Annotated in this window: 15 protein-coding genes; 9 read left to right on the forward strand and 6 right to left on the reverse strand. The window is 44.8% G+C overall.

Annotated elements, in window-relative coordinates; all coding sequences use genetic code 11:
* Positions 1-58: 58 nt before the first annotated feature.
* The 5 genes from AB6D80_RS01245 to AB6D80_RS01265 form a co-directional block, all read right to left on the reverse strand.
* Positions 59-604, reverse strand: a complete 546-nt coding sequence (locus tag AB6D80_RS01245) for an RNA-binding S4 domain-containing protein (RefSeq protein ID WP_371701078.1) — start codon at positions 602-604, stop codon at positions 59-61.
* Positions 605-720: 116 nt separating this feature from the next.
* A complete protein-coding gene (gene yejF, locus AB6D80_RS01250; RefSeq protein ID WP_371701076.1) occupies positions 721-2373 on the reverse strand; it encodes a microcin C ABC transporter ATP-binding protein YejF in 1653 nt (550 codons plus the stop codon).
* Positions 2374-2382: 9 nt separating this feature from the next.
* Positions 2383-3405 (reverse strand): ABC transporter permease, encoded by a 1023-nt coding sequence (locus AB6D80_RS01255; RefSeq protein WP_012600800.1) that lies wholly within the window; start codon positions 3403-3405, stop codon positions 2383-2385.
* A gap of 31 nt (positions 3406-3436) precedes the next feature.
* Positions 3437-4525: a microcin C ABC transporter permease YejB gene (locus AB6D80_RS01260; RefSeq protein WP_372187575.1), complete on the reverse strand. Its 1089-nt coding sequence runs from the start codon at positions 4523-4525 to the stop codon at positions 3437-3439.
* Between the two features lie 12 nt (positions 4526-4537).
* Positions 4538-6433, reverse strand: a complete 1896-nt coding sequence (locus AB6D80_RS01265; protein WP_269335102.1) for an extracellular solute-binding protein — start codon at positions 6431-6433, stop codon at positions 4538-4540.
* A 392-nt stretch (positions 6434-6825) separates the two neighbouring features.
* On the opposite strand from AB6D80_RS01265, the gene AB6D80_RS01270 reads away from it, so the two are divergent.
* Complete coding sequence (locus AB6D80_RS01270) at positions 6826-7869, forward strand: endonuclease/exonuclease/phosphatase family protein (RefSeq protein WP_372187577.1); 1044 nt, start codon at positions 6826-6828, stop codon at positions 7867-7869.
* A 150-nt stretch (positions 7870-8019) separates the two neighbouring features.
* Here the strand turns inward: AB6D80_RS01270 and AB6D80_RS01275 are convergent, their stop codons facing one another.
* Positions 8020-8655: a porin family protein gene (locus tag AB6D80_RS01275; RefSeq protein WP_009844909.1), complete on the reverse strand. Its 636-nt coding sequence runs from the start codon at positions 8653-8655 to the stop codon at positions 8020-8022.
* A 392-nt stretch (positions 8656-9047) separates the two neighbouring features.
* On the opposite strand from AB6D80_RS01275, the gene AB6D80_RS01280 reads away from it, so the two are divergent.
* The 8 genes from AB6D80_RS01280 to AB6D80_RS01315 all read left to right on the forward strand — a co-directional run bounded on the left by AB6D80_RS01280 (position 9048) and on the right by AB6D80_RS01315 (position 18667).
* Positions 9048-9362: a winged helix-turn-helix domain-containing protein gene (locus AB6D80_RS01280; RefSeq protein WP_009844908.1), complete on the forward strand. Its 315-nt coding sequence runs from the start codon at positions 9048-9050 to the stop codon at positions 9360-9362.
* A gap of 279 nt (positions 9363-9641) precedes the next feature.
* Entirely contained in the window at positions 9642-10061 is a 420-nt protein-coding gene (gene rbsD, locus AB6D80_RS01285; protein WP_029405037.1) for a D-ribose pyranase, read from the forward strand.
* A gap of 89 nt (positions 10062-10150) precedes the next feature.
* Positions 10151-11656, forward strand: coding sequence for a ribose ABC transporter ATP-binding protein RbsA (gene rbsA / locus AB6D80_RS01290; RefSeq protein ID WP_372187579.1), 1506 nt, complete (start codon positions 10151-10153; stop codon positions 11654-11656).
* Positions 11653-12639: a ribose ABC transporter permease gene (gene rbsC, locus AB6D80_RS01295; RefSeq protein ID WP_004730344.1), complete on the forward strand. Its 987-nt coding sequence runs from the start codon at positions 11653-11655 to the stop codon at positions 12637-12639. Before rbsA ends, rbsC begins: the two co-directional genes overlap by 4 nt.
* 149 nt (positions 12640-12788) lie before the next feature.
* Complete coding sequence (rbsB, locus tag AB6D80_RS01300) at positions 12789-13667, forward strand: ribose ABC transporter substrate-binding protein RbsB (protein ID WP_009844904.1); 879 nt, start codon at positions 12789-12791, stop codon at positions 13665-13667.
* Between the two features lie 216 nt (positions 13668-13883).
* Positions 13884-14828, forward strand: coding sequence for a ribokinase (gene rbsK, locus AB6D80_RS01305; RefSeq protein ID WP_372187581.1), 945 nt, complete (start codon positions 13884-13886; stop codon positions 14826-14828).
* Positions 14829-14981: 153 nt separating this feature from the next.
* Positions 14982-15983, forward strand: coding sequence for a substrate-binding domain-containing protein (locus AB6D80_RS01310; protein ID WP_004730338.1), 1002 nt, complete (start codon positions 14982-14984; stop codon positions 15981-15983).
* A 224-nt stretch (positions 15984-16207) separates the two neighbouring features.
* Positions 16208-18667 (forward strand): CHASE3 domain-containing protein, encoded by a 2460-nt coding sequence (locus AB6D80_RS01315; protein ID WP_372187582.1) that lies wholly within the window; start codon positions 16208-16210, stop codon positions 18665-18667.
* Positions 18668-18715: the final 48 nt, after the last annotated feature.

Genomic DNA, 18715 nt, shown 5'->3' on the forward strand with positions numbered 1-18715 from the left:
TAGTTTTAAAAGATTCGTTTTAGAAAAGCAGTTTAGAGCAGTCGTTTAGAACTGTAGTTTAAAAGAATTCAATCGAGTTACGGCCGCTTTTGTCGTCACGTGTTGGCTTTGGCGTATCCGCTTTCTTTTTCGGATTTTTTTCTTTCTTCTCTTTTTTCTCTTTCTTTGGTTCAGCCGTTGCGCTTAGCATTTCTGCTTTGCTTTTCTTAGATTCTTTCTTCTTAGAATCCTTTTTAGACTGACCTTTCTTCGCCTTGTTCTCTTTTTTAGGCGCTTCTTTCTTTTTCGGCTGTTCTGATTCTTCTTGTACTGGCTGATCACACACCACTACATAGTACTCTTGGTTGAATTCAAAGAAGTCGCCATCGTACATTTTACGACGTTTACGAGTTTCTAATTCACCATTAACCGCTACATAACCTTCAGAAATGATGTGTTTAGCTTCACCGCCACCACTCACTAAGTTAGCAATTTTAAACACTTTGTAGAGTTCGATGGGCTGAGACGATACATCAATACCAATTGCTTCAATCTCAATCTCTTCGCCTTCTTCGCCCAGCTCTTGACCTTCGTAGTCAGCGTCTTCGTAATGTTCTTGGTCCATGGTGACCTCTACCTAAATATGTACTTCTGAAATATTGGGCGCAGTGTAATCTTAAAACAACTAAATGACCATGTTGAATTCACCGAGCACTCTTTTGTTCTCGTTACGCACCCACTTTATACCGCACCACCAACATTCGAAAGGCTGACAAGTTGCTTGGTGTATTCATGCTGGGGATTGCCGAATAAGGTTTCTGTGTCACCCTTCTCTATTACCTCGCCCGCTTTCATGACGATGGTGTAATGACACAAGGATTTCACGACATTCAGATCATGACTGATAAAGAGATAAGTCAGACCATACTTTTCTTGAAGTGACTTCAGCAAATCCAGCACCTGCGCTTGAACGGTTCTGTCTAACGAAGACGTAGGTTCATCTAGCAAGATAAACTCTGGCTTCAGAATCAAAGCACGAGCAATCGCGATACGCTGCCTTTGGCCGCCAGAGAACTCATTTGGGTAACGGTGACGAGTTTCTGGGTCTAGGTCGACCTCTTTCATTACGTCGCAGATGCGTTGGTCAAGCTCGTTCTCATCCAATTGTTGATGCACTAACAAACCCTCGCCAATCACTTGAGCGACTGACATTCTTGGATTCAACGCCGAGAATGGGTCTTGAAAGACCACTTGCATACGGCTTCGAAACGGTAGCATCTGTTGACGGTTTAAGCCTTGAATTTGTTCGTCAGCGTAGGTAATTGAACCTTCACTCTCCACCAACTTCAATATCGCCATACCAGTTGTTGATTTACCAGAGCCACTCTCTCCAACTAGACCGATTGAGTGCCCTTTCTTCAAAGTGAACTCCATATCGGTCACAGCTTTGACATGAGAAATGGTTCGCTTGAATAAACCGCCCGTAATCGGGAACCAAACACGAAGTTGATTAACATCGAGCAGAGGTTCACTTTCCGGAGAAACTGGAACGGGCAAACCTTTCGGGTCAGAGTTGATAAGCTTTTGCGTATAAGGGTGAGCTGGTGCATTAAACAGGGTATGGCAGTCATTACTTTCAACCAAGCGACCATCTTTCATTACCGCCACTCTGTCGGCAATTTTACGAACGATACTCAAATCGTGTGTGATAAAGAGCATCGCCATACCCAGCTCTTGTTGCAGATCTTTTAACAGGTCGAGAATCTGCGCTTGTACTGATACATCCAACGCAGTCGTCGGCTCGTCAGCGATAAGCAGCTCTGGCTCGTTGATCAGTGCCATCGCAATCATCACACGCTGACGCTCTCCACCAGATAGCTCGTGAGGATAGGCTGAAATCTTTTGCTCTGGGTAACGAATACCCACCTTTGAAAGCCACTCTATCGCCAAGGCTTGCGCTTTATTGGTTCGCATTCCTCGGTGAATAGAAAGAGTTTCAACCAGCTGCTTACCGACTCTATGAAGTGGGTTCAACGACACCATAGGCTCTTGGAAGATCATGCCGATGCGACCACCACGAATCCCTCGCAATTGCCTTTCAGAACAACTCAGAATATCGGTGCCAGAGAAGTTAATCTTACCGTTTAAGTAGTGCGATGAACCTTTAGGTAACAGCTTTAAAATCGAGTTAGCCGTGACCGATTTACCGGAGCCACTCTCGCCCACCAGCGCGAGTGTCTCACCTTTGTATATCTCCAACGAGACGTCTTGCGTCACTTGTTCTATCGAGTCTTTACGCCCAAACCCGACAGACAATTTATCTATGGTCAGAACTGGAGATGCATTCGAAGCCTCTGCTGTTGACCCTGAAGCAGGAACTGTATTTGAAGTCATAACCTATCCTTACTTCTGTTGATGTGGGTCGAAAGCATCACGCACCGCTTCACCAACGAAGACAAGTAACGTCAACATCAATGAAAGTACGACGAAAGCAGAAATGCCAAGCCAAGGCGCTTGCAAGTTAGCTTTACCTTGCGCCAATAGCTCACCTAATGAAGGCGAACCCGCAGGCAAACCAAAGCCTAAGAAATCTAACGACGTTAATGTGGTGACCGAGCCTGAAAGGATAAACGGCATCATGGTTAACGAAGCCACCATCGCGTTGGGTAGCATGTGGCGAAGCATAATGCGTTTGTCGTCAACGCCCATGGCTTGCGCGGCTCTTACATAATCAAAGTTTCGACAACGTAGGAATTCAGCTCGCACAATCCCAACCAAACTCATCCAACTGAACAACACCATAATCCCGAGCAACCACCAGAAGTTCGGCTCGATAAAACTCGATAGAATGATCAACAAGAACAGGGTCGGCATGCCCGACCAAACTTCAATGAAGCGCTGACCAAACAGATCCACCCAACCACCGTAGTAACCTTGGGTCGCCCCAACAACCACACCAATCACGCTCGATACAATCGTCAGAATAAAGCCAAATAAGACAGAAATACGGAACCCATAAATGATGCGAGCTAATACATCTCGCCCTTTATCATCGGTTCCTAACCAGTTCACCGAGTCAGGCTCCGACGGCACCGCGCCCGAAATATCGAAGTTTATTGTGTCGTAGCTAAACGGAATGATGGGCCACACGATGTAACCGCTGTCTTCAATGAGTTCGATAACATAAGGGTCTTTATAATCCGCTTCGGTTTCAAACTCGCCGCCAAATTCGGTTTCGGAATACTCATTGATAACCGGCACAAACCACTGATTATCATAAGAAACCAGGAGTGGCTTATCGTTGGCGATGATCTCAGCGAACAGGCTCAATCCAAACAAAATGGTAAATATCCAAAGGGAGATAAAACCACGCTTGTTTGCTTTAAAACGTAACCAACGAGCTTCAGCTAAAGGGTTGTTAAACATTTATTATCAATACCTTTTTATTCATTCGCCATTAACGCGCTTCAAAATCAATTCGAGGATCAACCCAGGTATACGTCAGGTCGGAGATAATGCTCAGCACCAAGCCAAGCAAGATCATGATATAGAGAGAGCTGAACACCACTGGGTAATCTCGCTGAATGGTCGACTCAAAGCCAAGCAGACCGATGCCTTCTAGTGAAAACATCACTTCAATCAACATAGAACCCGTGAAGAAAATACTAATAAATGCACTCGGGAAACCGGCAATAATGATCAACATCGCGTTACGGAAAACGTGCTTGTAAAGAATGCTGCTCTCGTCCAAACCTTTCGCTCGCGCCGTCACCACATATTGCTTATTGATTTCATCAAGGAAGGAGTTTTTGGTCAGCATGCTGAGTGTTGCAAAGCCACCGATAACCATTGCAAAAATAGGCAAAGCCAAATGCCAGAAGTAATCACCGATTTGCTGATACCAGTTGAGTTGGTCGAAGTTACTCGACACGAGCCCACGCAATGGGAACCAACTGAAGTAGTTACCACTCGCGAACAAAATAATCAGGATAATCGCAAACAAGAAGCCCGGTACGGCATAGCCAACAATCACCACCGCACTCGACCAAATATCAAACCGAGATCCGTGATGTATCGCCTTCATAATGCCTAAGGGTATCGAAATCACATAAATGATTAACGTACTCCATAGCCCTAAGGAAATGGATACAGGTAAACGCTCGATGATGAGATCAATAACGTTGCCGCCTTTAAACAGGCTTTCACCGAAGTTAAAGGTCGCGTAGTTTTTCAACATGTCGAAGTAGCGAACGTGAATCGGTTTATCAAAACCAAACTGCTTTTTGATCTCTTCAACCACTTCAGGATCAAGCCCGCGCGAGCCTTTATAGCCACTGGCAGACGCTTGGTCACTTTCGCTTAAATCAACTTCTTGTCCACCACCAGAAAAGCGCTCCATGATTCCAGAGTTATGCCCCTCTAACTGAGCAACGGCTTGTTCTACCGGACCACCCGGGGCGATCTGAATAATGAAAAAGTTGATGGTGATGATCGCCCACAACGTGGGGATCACCAACAGTAAACGCCGAAATATATACGCGGCCATGCTAACTAACTCCTAGCGACGTTTTTCAGGAAGCAATGCCGCCTTCTCTTCTGAAATCCACCATGTATCGATACCTAAATCGTATTTAGGCAATACATCTGGACGCTCAAACTTGTCCCACATCGCGACGCGGTACTCGCCAACGTGCCATTGCGGGATGTTGTAGAAATTCCACTGCAATACACGGTCAAGTGAACGACCTAGTGTAAGAAGCTTTTCAGGATGCTGTTGGTTACGCGCAATTTCTTCTGTTAACGCGTCAACCACCGGATCCATTACACCTGCAGTATTGTAAGTAGAATCAATGTAGTTAGAGTTCCAAACGATCATTAAGTTCGGGCTAGGATAAGGGTTTGCCGAAAATGACGAAGAGACCATATCGAAGTCACGATCACGAAGACGCTTGATGTACTGAGTAGTATCGATGGTACGGATCTTCATCTCGATCCCCATACGTTTCAGGTTCTTTTGAACAGGTGTTGCGATACGTTCTGTGGTTGGGCTGTAAATCAACAACTCAAATGACATCGGCTTGCCAGTCTTTTCGTTGGTCATTACTTTGTCTTTCAATACCCAGCCCGCTTCTTTCAGCAATTTGAACGCAGTACGCATTTGGCTACGAATACGGCCGCTGCCATCGGTGACTGATGGCTGGAATTCTTCGGTGAAAACTCTTGGCGGGATTTGATCTTTGTACTGAGACAGCAATTCAACTTCAGCTGCGCTTGGTAAGCCTTTCGCTTCATAGTCGGTGTTTTGGAAGTAACTACGAGTACGTTTGTACTGACCATAAAACATGTTCTTGTTCATCCACTCAAAGTCCATCGCGTAGGTTAACGCTTCTCGAACTTTAGGATCTGAGAACACAGGAGATTGAATATTGAAGACAAAACCTTGAGTCGTCTCTGGCTTCTCATGGTTGATCTCTTCTTTAATGATGTAGCCTTTATCGAAGTTCGCCCCCGTGTAAGAGTTTGCCCAGAACTTAGCCGAGTTCTCAGTTCGAAGATCGAACTCCCCTGCTTTGAAGGCTTCCAGCATTACGGTGTCATCGCGATAGTAATCGTACTGCACTTGCTTGAAGTTATTGCGACCAACGTTAACGGGTAGATCCGCAGCCCAGTAATTTTCATCTAAACCGTAGGTAACGCTTTGACCAGATTTGTAGCTAATGATCTTATAGGGACCACTGCCTACTGGTGGCTCACTTAGAGGTTCAGACAGCTTTCTGTCTTTCCAGAAATGTTTCGGTAGTACACGAGTGCTTTGCGCAAAGCTAAACAGCTTCTCGCGGTTTGGCTTGTTCATCTCAATACGAACAACCGAATCAGAGACAGCCGTTACTGACTCGATTTCTTTGTAATACACGCGATATTGAGGCACACCTTCTTTCGAAAACTTGTCAAAGGTGAAAGCAACATCATGCGCAGTGATAGGTTTACCGTCTTGGAATTTAGCATTTGGGTTGATGTCGATTTCCATCCAAGTGAAATCACTGGCGTAGCGAACCTTTGAAGCGATCAATGGATAATACGCATCAATCTCGTCGCTCGGAGAAAACATCAAGGTATCGTAAATCTCACCCGTATAGCTGGCAGCAACGCCGCGAGAACCGAATCGATTAAAACTATCGTAGGTACCAATGCTGCCATAGGTTACTTTGCCTTGCTTTGGCGCATTCGGATTAACGTAATCGAAATGGGTGAAGTCGACAGGATATTTTGCTTCACCAAAACCAACCAGTTGAGTGGTTTCAATAACGGTAACAGCGGGAGTTGATTCGGTATCAGAGGCGTGTGTAACGGAGGGATATAGAGCAATTAGCGACAGCATGACTGCACATGACTTCAAATTAGACCTGAAAAACTGAGTGCGCTGCGAGGCTTTGCTTCGGAAATCTGTTCCCATTTGACTCTCCCTTCAAATGTTATGAATTCGATATTCAACTTGATTAACCGGCTTTGAATGCACACCGTTAAAACAAGTATAGGTTCAAATCTAACATCATGTAATAACTAATAAAACCATCAGCACTCCATCTCTGACGGTTTATTTACAATTAACTCGTCACCGCTCGAAGTTATTGGATGCAGTTGGCGCTGATTGCTTTGATTCCTTTAATTAGCTTGGTGGCGCTGGAAAGAACGGGGGAAGGAGATTGCTCTAGCGAGAATGACATAAGCCTCCACGGTTTAGATTCCCTTTGATTCGCTTTGAAAGTGAAATTTAGGTTCTAAATAATCAACAAACTATACTTTACTGGAGTATCCTTGCTGCTTAGGTCTAAATGGAATGACACTTTGAACAAACCAAACCACATAACATTTGCAACGTTCAACCTGCTGAACTATCTCGAACCGCCGAATGCGTATTATGATTTTGAGAACATCTACAGCTTCGAAGAATGGCAGAAGAAGCAACATTGGATGGCTGAAGCGATTCGTTCATTAGATTGTGATGTGATTGGCTTTCAAGAGATATTTAGCCCGAAGTCTTTAGAGCAATTGATGAACAAGCTAGGTTATCCATACTTTGCTGTGGTCGATAGCGCACACGTTGAAGATGATTACCTATACACCTCACCTGTCGTTGGTATCGCATCCCGCTACCCGATTGAAAACGTGCAGCCTGTTACGCCTGATTCAGAGCTACTTTCAGCCTTCAACCTTGGCGACAAATTCTCATTCAACCGAACACCTGTTCACGCCACCATTACGTTACCCCATTTAGGTTCAACCGACTGTTATGTTGTGCATTTCAAATCGCAACGTCCGACGGAACCAAGAATTGAATCTATCGATGTGGATAACGCTCAGCAAGGTGAAAAACCACAAAGTGACACGCTCACTCGCTTCCACCAAGAACAACTTGGCTCTTGGTTATCTAGCGTTCAGCGCGGCCTTGAAGCTCAGATGCTGCATCAATACATCACCAATCATCGTTACCAAACCGATCAGCCTGTTGTGTTAATGGGTGACTTTAATAAGCCTCTATTCAACGACGAGTTTAAAGGGCTATTAAGTTATTCAATAAACAGAGACGAAAACAGCAAGCATTGGCTTTCCCACTTCCGGTTAAAAGACAGCTGGGATATTTATCATCAATTGCATGAACAAGATTTGCTCGAACAACGCAAACCAACGCACTACTACGGTGCGTCTGGATCTGTACTGGACTACATTTTGATGTCCAATGAGTTCGATTGTCAGAACTCATCGAGCTTGATGGAGATCTCTCGCCACACAGTGCTCGACCATCACCTCATCAATCCCAGCTTTGAACACGACCAATTCAGTACTGACCATGCCATCGTTGCTGTCACCGCTCATATCCGTGAAGCCTAGCTATTCGATTACATCTTCAAGCGAGACTTACCTGAGTTGAACATGAAAAAAACCGCAGTCAAAAACTGCGGCCTTCCACTTTAGCCAAACGGGTTGAGCCAACCGACGCCCCATTTAGAAACCGATTTACCGTTTAGCAAAGTGTGAAACTTAGAATGTGTACATTGCGCCAAGATAGAATGAAGCCAATACGATATCTTTCTCTACCTTTTTTCGGTTCCAAGAGTTGCCCTCGTCAACTTCTACTGTAAATGCATCGGCTTCATAACCAAGTCTCAGGCTTAACTCAGATAGCTTTTCTGGGGTGTACTCAACGCCAAAACCAACTCGTACACCTGCACCTGAATCATCGAAATCAGAACTTGAAGGACGTGAACCGTCTGCATACTTCATATCGAGATCGATTGAAGATAAGCCAATTGTACCAAATGGGCGAACGCCATTATCAAACGTATAACCAAGGTTTGCAGCAATCGAAAAGACTTGAGGAGTCCATGTAAAGCCAGCGTTGCTTCTTAAAGGATATTTAGCAACCACATCACCATAATCCGTGTACTGAAGCTCAAGTGATACAATACGGTTAAACTTATAGCCAGCAATGATACGGTAAGCATTGTCTTCTGCTTCAAACGTCACTGGCTCTTTAATTGATGAAAATAGTCCACCATCATCGACGCCAGAAGTACCAATGGCACCACCTAGATACAAACCACTGTCCGCTGCCATTACATTGTTTGCTGCAAATGCTGACATCATTGCGATGCTTAGAATTAATTTATTGCCCATTACTACTTGACCTTACTTAATGCAAATCAAGATTGTTACGCCTTCCTGTGCTGCACAATCTTGTTAGAGTTACCCGACACCCCGTCGAATTCGCGAACATGATAGGCTCACAGAAAACAAAAAAATAAATAAAAATGTAATCACTTTATAACCCCAGACAACAGAATTAGTTAAAACACCATAAGAGCCTGAATAAAAAAGAAATAAAAAAACACCTAACGTTTGTTTGAACAATCTATTCCCTTCCAAATCATCCGGTTTTTAGGTTTTTCCACCTCGCACTTACGCAAGCTTACTTTCAAGAGTGGCGTGATTTTGCATAATCCACACGCTTTAGTAGCTTGCGACTTAACTCAATCTCAACCATTCAGAATAAGACGAATAGAAACACGATGAACCACACAATAGAGCTTAACGGCTTAATCATTGATACTGACTCTCGAACGATTACTAATGAACAGGGGAATAAAATTACTTTACGCCCTCACCTACTTTCGGTGCTCTGTTTACTAACAGAAAATCTAGGGGACCCCGTTTCTAGGGAAGATATTATTGATATGTGCTGGGAAGGGGAACTCACCTCTCCTCACATACTTGCTAACGTCATCTATAATCTGCGTAATGTTTTTACGCGCTTAAGAACACCAGACATTCAGATAACCACAATCACCAAGTTTGGCTACATTTTGTCGGTTGACCCCACTTAATTAAATTTAAGCGACACTACATTGTGTCAAAACTGTATGAGCAACAAGCCGTAGCGCACTCTTTATATCTCCATTGTGAACGTATTTATGCAATCAATGGCGTTGATTAAGATCACCAAAAAACGCCCCATCGAAACGTTTCGATGATCGTTATCACACTCTAAAACAATCAAACGTGCAAATGATAAATCACACACTATTATCACTATCGAAACGTTTCGATGGCTTTTCTTGAGTTGTTCTCAACCCATTAAACGTTATTTTTCGATAGGTCGTGATATGAAAAAAAGTACCCTAATAAACTCTGAGCTCTCTTACCTAGTGGCGACTCTTGGCCATACAGATGAAATCACGATTTGTGATGCAGGGTTGCCGATTCCGGATCATGTGACTCGCATAGACCTTGCTTTGACTCACGGTGTTCCAAGTTTTCAGCAGACAGTAAAAACCATGCTGGATGAATCTCAAATTGAAGGCGTTGTAATCGCAGAAGAGTTTGCGAAAGTAAGCCCAGACCATCACGCTGCGCTGATTGATTTGATCAAGACAGAAGAAGCGCGTTGCGGCAAACCGCTTTCGATTACTTACATCACTCATGAAGAATTCAAAGAGCGTACGCATGAAAGCCGCGCGGTGATTCGCACTGGTGAATGCACACCATACGCAAATGTTATTTTCCAAGCTGGCGTAACGTTTTAGCTCATGCGAAACGCAACGACAGTCCAGCGTCATTGCTGAAAAAAGATAGACACAACCAAATACAACTGGCCCCGAGTAAAGGAACCGACATGACTCAAGCCATTTTAGAACTTAGCTCAATTGAGAAAGCCTTCCCTGGTGTGAAAGCACTGGATAAGGCAAGCCTCAACGTTTACCCAGGACGCGTAATGGCGTTAATGGGTGAAAACGGTGCAGGTAAATCCACGCTTATGAAAGTGCTTACGGGTATCTATCACTTGGACAGCGGCACTATCGCTTACCAAGGAAAACCGGCTGCATTTAAAGGACCGCGTGACTCTCAACAAGCAGGCATTAGTATCATTCACCAAGAACTGAACCTAATTCCTGAGTTAACCATCGCCGAGAACATCTTCTTAGGGCGTGAAATCACGGGCACCATGGGTCGCATCTTGTGGAACGAGATGTACCAAGAAGCCGACAAGCTACTTAAACGCCTTAACGTGAAACACAGCTCGAAAACACCTTTAGGCCAGTTGAGCCTTGGTGAGCAACAAATGGTAGAGATCGCAAAAGCCCTATCGTTTGAATCTAAGGTCATCATCATGGATGAACCAACTGATGCGCTCACTGATACCGAAACTGAGTCGCTATTTAAGGTGATTAACGAGCTACGTTCTGAAGGCTGCGGCATTGTTTACATCTCTCACCGCTTGAAAGAGATCTTCGAAATTTGCGATGACATCACCGTGCTGCGTGACGGTAAGTTCATTGGTCAGTGTGAAGTTAAAGACACTGACGAAGATGGCTTAATCGAAATGATGGTTGGCCGTAAGTTGGACGAGCAATATCCACGTATCGGCCAGAGCCACGGTGAAACCTGCCTTGAAGTGATTGGCCTGACGGGTTCTGGTGTTCATGACGTGAGCTTTACTCTAAAGCGCGGCGAAATCCTGGGTGTATCTGGTCTTATGGGTGCTGGCCGAACTGAACTGATGAAAGTGATTTACGGTGCCCTTCCAAGTGAGCGCGGCGTCATCAACCTAGAAAACAAAACCATCAACCCTGTAAGCCCGAAAGATGGCTTGGTCAATGGCATTGCTTACATCTCTGAAGACCGTAAAGGCGATGGCCTTGTGCTAGGACTTTCAGTAAAAGAAAACATGTCGTTATGTGCACTGGATCTGCTGACTAATAAAGGTCAAATCCAACATAAAGATGAAGTGATTGCAGTCGATGACTTCATCAAGCTGTTCAACATCAAAACCCCGACTCGCGAACAAATTATTGGCAACCTTTCTGGTGGTAACCAACAGAAAGTGGCAATTGCTAAAGGCTTGATGACCAAACCAAAAGTACTGATTCTTGATGAACCCACTCGTGGTGTCGATGTCGGTGCGAAAAAAGAGATTTACCAACTCATTAATAAATTTAAAGCCGACGGCATGAGCATCATTTTGGTCTCGTCTGAAATGCCAGAAGTGTTAGGAATGACTGACCGCATCATGGTGATGCATGAAGGCCGTGTAAGCGGTGAATTTGATGCTAAAGAAGCAAACCAAGAATTATTACTGGCGTGTGCGGTCGGTAAAAAGATCAACGAGGACGCAGCATGAGTACTAAAACCATGAGCAAAACAACTGAAGCTCCAAAGAAAAAACCGTTAATCAGCAAAGAGTGGCTGATTGATCAAAAGTCATTGATTGCTTTGATCTTCCTGATTGTTGTCGTTTCATTCTTAAACCCAAACTTTTTCACCGTCGATAACATCCTGAATATCCTGCGCCAAACTTCGATTAACGCCATTATCGCAGTAGGTATGACACTGGTTATCTTAACCGCAGGTATCGACTTGAGTGTCGGCTCTGTACTGGCACTTTGTGGTGCTTTCGCAGCCAGCATGATTGGCATGGAAATCCCAGTGATGATCGCAGTGCCAACCGCTCTAGTAGCAGGCGCAGCATTGGGGGCGATCAGTGGCGTGATTATCGCCAAGGGTAAGGTTCAAGCCTTCATCGCAACGCTTGTAACAATGACTCTATTGCGCGGCGTAACCATGGTTTACACAGATGGTCGTCCTATCTCGACTGGCTTTACTGACACTGCAGACGCGTTTGCTTGGTTCGGTACAGGCTACGCAATGGGCATTCCAGTTCCAGTATGGATCATGGCCGTGGTATTCGCTGCAGTATGGTACCTACTTAACCACACACGCTTTGGTCGCTACGTTTACGCACTGGGTGGTAACGAATCAGCAACTCGCCTATCAGGCATCGACGTAGACAAAGTAAAAATCGGCGTTTACGCAATCTGTGGTCTGCTAGCAGCGGTTGCAGGCATCATCGTGGCATCTCGTTTGTCATCAGCTCAACCTACCGCAGGTATGGGTTATGAATTAGACGCTATCGCCGCAGTAGTATTGGGTGGCACAAGCTTAGCCGGCGGTCGTGGTCGCATCATGGGCACATTAATTGGTGCATTGATTATCGGCTTCCTAAACAACGCCCTAAACCTATTAGACGTATCTTCTTACTACCAGATGATTGCAAAAGCAGTGGTTATTCTTCTGGCGGTATTGGTCGACAACAAAAACAAATAAAACCTATTCACACTCTAGGTTAATACAAGTAACACTCTAGTTTAATAAAAGTAACAGTTTGTTTTACCTTAAAATATTAGAATCTATAAATAATGTAACTACGAGTTAGGACTCACCTCCTAGCTCACCCTACACAAAGGACTTACACCATGAAAAAATTAGCGACTCTTATTTCTGCTGCTCTTCTTTCTACAACGGTATCTGTGTCTGCACAGGCGCAAGATACAATGGCAATCGTTCTATCTACATTGAATAACCCATTCTTTGTAACCATGAAAGATGGCGCAGAAGCGAAAGCTGAAGAGCTAGGCTACAAGCTTATCGTTCTTGATTCTCAAAACGACCCAAGCAAAGAGCTTTCGAACATTGAAGATCTAACCATTCGTGGTGTTAAGGCAATCCTGATTAACCCTACAGATTCAGATGCAGTATCTAACGCTATTCGTATTGCTAACCGTTCAAACATCCCTGTACTAACGCTAGACCGTGGCGCGAGCCGTGGTGATGTAGTGAGCCACATTGCTTCTGATAACGTAATCGGCGGCGAAATGGCAGGTCACTTCATCATGGAAAAAGTAGGCGAGAAAGCGAAAGTAATCCAACTTGAAGGTATTGCTGGTACTTCTGCTGCTCGTGAACGTGGTGAAGGCTTCATGAACGCAGTAAACGGCAGCGACCTAGAGCTTCTAGCAAGCCAACCTGCTGATTTCGACCGTACTAAAGGCCTGAACGTAATGGAAAACTTGCTTGCTGCAAACCCAGACGTACAAGCAGTATTCGCTCAAAACGATGAAATGGCACTGGGTGCACTTCGCGCAGTTCAAGCTTCAGGTAAAGACGTAATGATCGTTGGCTTTGATGGCACTGAAGACGGCATCGCTGCTGTTAACCGTGGCCTACTTGGCGCAACGGTTGCACAACAACCTGACCTAATCGGTTCTTTAGGTGTTGAAATGGCAGACAAAGTACTAAAAGGCGAGACAGTAGACGAGTACGTACCAGTACCTCTAAAAATCATCGCTAAGTAATTCAGTTTAGCGCTGAGATCTAATTAAGCAGGGAGTCCCCTATCTCCCTGCTCATTAGCTCACTGACTCACTGACTCAAGAAAAAACAAAAAAACCGACAGTGCATCGCTGTTTCTCATAAGCCGTCTAACAAGGCGAGCAGTTAACGCAACAAGAATTTGCGTAATGAGAAAGACCCATGCATTTTCAAATACGATATATCATAAGGCTCGTATCATGACTCAACTGATTGTTTTAGGTAGCGTTAACGCTGACCACGTACTGCAAGTTCCTTCGTTCCCTCGTCCGGGTGAAACCTTGATTGGCGGTAACTATCAGGTCATCCCTGGCGGCAAAGGCGCAAACCAAGCGGTCGCTGCAGCAAGATTAAACGCAGACATTGGTTTTATCGCCTGTGTTGGTGACGACCCATTTGGGATCAATATTCGTCAAGACTTTGCCAAAGATGGCATCAACATCGACGGTGTGATCGTTGCAGAAAACACACCGACGGGCATCGCGATGATCCAAGTGTCAGCAACAGGCGAAAACAGTATTTGTCTTTCTGCGGAAGCCAACAACAAGCTGACTTGCGATCAAATCGAACCGCATCTAGAGAAGATTCGCGGTGCTAAGTACCTGCTGACTCAGCTTGAAACGCCAATTGAAGGCATTGAATACGCAGCAAAAGTAGCAAAAGAGAGCGGCACGGAAGTGATTCTTAACCCGGCTCCTGCTCGTCCATTATCGGATTCACTGCTTGCTTGTGTTGATGTGATTACACCCAACGAAACCGAAGCAGAAGTGCTGACGGGCATTACCGTGACGGACAATGCATCTGCTCATCAGGCAGCTTTGGCTCTGCATGCTAAAGGCATCGAGACTGTAATGATCACGCTAGGTGCAAAAGGCGTGTGGGTGAGTCATCGTGGTCAAGGTAATGAAGCTAGCGAAGGTGAATTAATCGCAGGCTTCCGCGTTGAAGCAACGGACACAACCGCTGCTGGTGATACTTTCAATGGCGCATTAGTCACAGGCTTGCTTGAAGACATGCCATTAGAACGCGCGATTAAGTTTGCTCACGCTGCCGCTGCCATTTCAGTGACTCGCTTTGGCGCTCAAACGTCGATTCCAAGCCGTGCTGAAACCGATGCGTTTTTGGCAGAACAACTGTCGGCTTAGCTTGATACCTATTTGAAGGGTTAACTCCTGAGCTAAACCGTAGTTAACGGATGTAAGCCTTCAAATTCGGTAACAACAAATATCAAGCATAAGCCCCTGTTTTCAGGCAGAATATCGCCCAACGTGGAAAAGTGATTCCCACAAGGATTTTATATGGCAACAATGAAAGACATCGCTCGGGTTGCAAAGGTTTCAACGTCTACCGTGAGCCATGTGATGAACAAATCACGTTTTGTCAGTGAAGAGATTGCTGAGCGTGTTAACAGTGCGGCCAAAGAACTCAACTACGCGCCGTCGGCATTAGCTCGCAGCTTAAAAATGAAGCAAACCAAAACCTTGGGCATGCTGGTTACCACCTCTACCAACCCATTCTTTGGTGAAGTAGTGAAAGGTGTTGAGCGTCGTTGCTACGAAAAAGGCTACAACCTCATCCTATGCAACACCGAAGGCGATAGCGAACGCATGAAATCCTCTATCGATACCTTGCTGCAAAAGCGTGTCGATGGCTTGATGCTGATGTGTTCAACGCTTGAAGGTCAACATATCGATGTGTTCGAGCGCTACCCAGAGTTACCTGTCGTGGTAATGGACTGGGGTCCAATGCTGTTCGCAAGTGATAAGATCCAAGACAATTCGCATCAAGGTGGCTACATGGCGACCAAACACCTGATCGATAATGGTCACTCGGATATTGGCTGTATTACTGGCCCACTGCATCGCAACCAAGCCTCTTCTCGTTATCAAGGCTATAAGCAAGCAATGGAAGAAGCGAATTTAGAGATCAACCCTAAGTGGATTGTTGAATCAAACTTCGAATGTGATGGTGGCTTTGATTCTTACCAAACATTAAAAGCCCGTGGTCAAATGCCTTCGGCCTTGTTCGTCAGTAACGACATGATGGCGATGGGTGTGATTCATGCGGCAGCTCAAGATGGCACATTGATTCCAAATGACCTGTCTATCATTGGCTACGATGACATCCACTTATCTAAGTACATGACACCCGCTTTAAGCACAATCCACCAGCCAAAGCACCGTTTAGGCAAAGCGGCGGTCGATACCCTGCTAAGCCGACTACAAACGCCAGACGCCTACCCGCAAGTCGTTGAACTAGAACCGACTCTTGTAGAGCGAAGCAGCGTAAAAGCGATTTAGGGCTCAACCTGCCCATGATACAGTTGAAAGCTAGCTTATTCGGGCTAGCTTTTTTGTCTTTGGCACATAATTACGACTCTTACTTGCTCCATAAATACCCTTTATATGCAGGACTTACATCCCCAACGTATGCATTTGCGCGCTTAGCAACTATTTACGCACTTAGCTACTCATTATCATCTACACTAACAATGAAATGACATCGACATAGAGAGCGCTGTTTTATGATCGCGGGTTGGTTTGACAACATATCCCTACAGAAGAAGCTATTGGTTAGCTTTTTTATTCCTATCGCTTTGATGCTTATCGTTGCTTTTTCTGTTCATGACAACACCCGAAATATTGTGAAAGACAATAATTGGGTCGTTCATACACACAAAGCCATCGCTCGGGCTCAAGAACTTCTCAGCCTAACAGTAGACATGGAAACGGCTCAGCGTGGCTATCTGATCTCCGGTGACCTCGTGTTTTTAGAACCCTACTACTTGGCACTTGATGTATGGCCTCAAAAAATTCAAACCCTTGAGACTCAAGTGAGTGACAACCCACCTCAAGTAGAACGCCTTAATCGAATTGATGCTATCCACAACACATGGCTAGAAAAATCAGGAGAGAAAGAGATCATGCAGCGCAACCTCGTGAACACAGGTGAAGCTGAAATGCAGAGTGTTGTCTATCTCACTCAGCAGCAAACCGGAAAAAAGCTGATTGATGAGGTCCGTCAAGAGATTGCTCAATTTATTGAAATTGAACAACAACTTATCAGTGTCAGAGTCGCCAAGTCCGAAAGCTCAGCCAATCAAACCAGTTATGTACTCATTCTGGGAACACTGTTTTCGGTGTTTATCTCACTCCTTGTCGCTACGTGGTCGTCCAAGCGAATAAAACGAAGATTACACACTCTACTTCAAGCAGCGAACCAAGTTGCCGCTGGCCATTTGAAACAAGGCGCTGCGACTCTCGAACTTGGTTCAAAGAACGACAGCCAAGACGAAGTGGCTCTCCTCACACAAAGCTTTCAAAAAATGACAACAAACCTCGTAAAAAATGACAGCGAAATGCGAGAGAAAAATCAGGAGTTAGTCGAAGAAAGAACCAAAGCAGAAGCGGCGGTAAAGGCTAAGAGCGAGTTTCTGTCGACTATGAGCCACGAGATTCGAACGCCAATGAATGGAGTACTTGGTATCTCCCAGATCATTGCCAGCCAAACCCAAGAGCCGGAAACAAAAGAGAACATCAATCTCATTCTCGATTCTGGCCATCATTTAATGACGATACTCAACGACATATTAGATTTCTCGAAAGTGGAAGAAAATAAACTTGAGTTAGACTTTGCACCCTTTAATTTTGTCCAAGTAATACAACCTGTACGTAGCGCGCTTAAACCCTTGGCCGATGAAAAAGGCATTCGCCTGTTAATCGAAAATAATATACCAACAAGCATCCAGCTGATCGGAGACTGTGCAAGATTACGTCAGATCATGTTCAACTTGGGCGGTAATGCGACCAAATTTACTAAAGAAGGTCACGTATCCATTCAAGCGGATCTCAACAGACCAAACAACCAACTTATTCTCACTGTAACAGACACGGGTATTGGCATTCCAAAGGACAAACACGAGCAAATTTTTAATTCGTTTGAACAAGCTGACACCTCAACCACAAGAAAGTTTGGCGGGACGGGGCTTGGCCTCGCGATCGTTAAGAATCTAGTCAGCCTAATGAATGGTGAAATAACACTGACGAGCGCTGTTGGGCTTGGCACAAAATTCCAAGTCTCTCTACCTATCGCTTGGCAAGAAGGAAAAACAGGCGATGTCGTCACACCAGTAATCAATACAGAAAACCTGACTTGTGATTCATTGCGTATTTTATTGGTGGAAGACAATCGTATTAATGCGATCGTGGCACAAGGCTTCTGTGAAAAGCTCGGCCATCATGTTGATCTTTCGGAGAATGGTAAATTGGCAATTGAACGCCTCAAAACCAATCAATACGATCTGATCTTGATGGACAATCACATGCCGGAAATGAACGGGATCGAGACCACTCAGTACATCCGCGAGAAACTAAAACTCGACACCTTGATATTCGCCTACACGGCCGATGTTTTCCGTGAAGCTCATGACAACTTCATTCAAGCCGGTGTCGACCATATTCTGACTAAACCTCTGCAACAAGAGAGCTTTTTCGACGCCCTGCAACAATTTTCGAATCGATTACCTAAGCAAATAAAAACCGAAAGCTCGAGTGACATCAAAAACATCGTCGAACTTCATCGCAAGCCAATTGAAACACTGAGATTAACAGAAGAAGAGATAAGTCAGTCAGAAGTGATACGCATACTTAAAGACGACACGGAAGGATTTAGCTTACTTATCGATTCAACCATTATTGAGTTCGAACAGTCTGTTGATCGAGTCATCGAATACTATTTATCGAAGGAGTTAGAGCCACTATGTCGCACCCTGCACTCCATTAAAGGTATGTCGTTAAACTTAGGTCTCAACATGCTTTCTAAGCAGGCATTAGAGCTAGAAGTGCAAGCAAAAGACCAGCAACTGCCTGATATTGAACTGCTGCAAAAGCTGCTCAATCGACTTACGGTCAACATACATCAAGCTCAGCGGATGAAAGCGGTTAATTCGATTGAGCGCCAGACTCAAATGAATTATAAAACTTAAAAAAAGTCACTCTCAAACCAAAGCGCAAGGTTTAATCACCTTACGCTT

It is taken from the genome of Vibrio sp. 10N.247.310.17, assembly GCF_041466605.1.
In the GTDB taxonomy this organism is placed as follows: Bacteria; Pseudomonadota; Gammaproteobacteria; order Enterobacterales; family Vibrionaceae; genus Vibrio; species Vibrio tasmaniensis_A.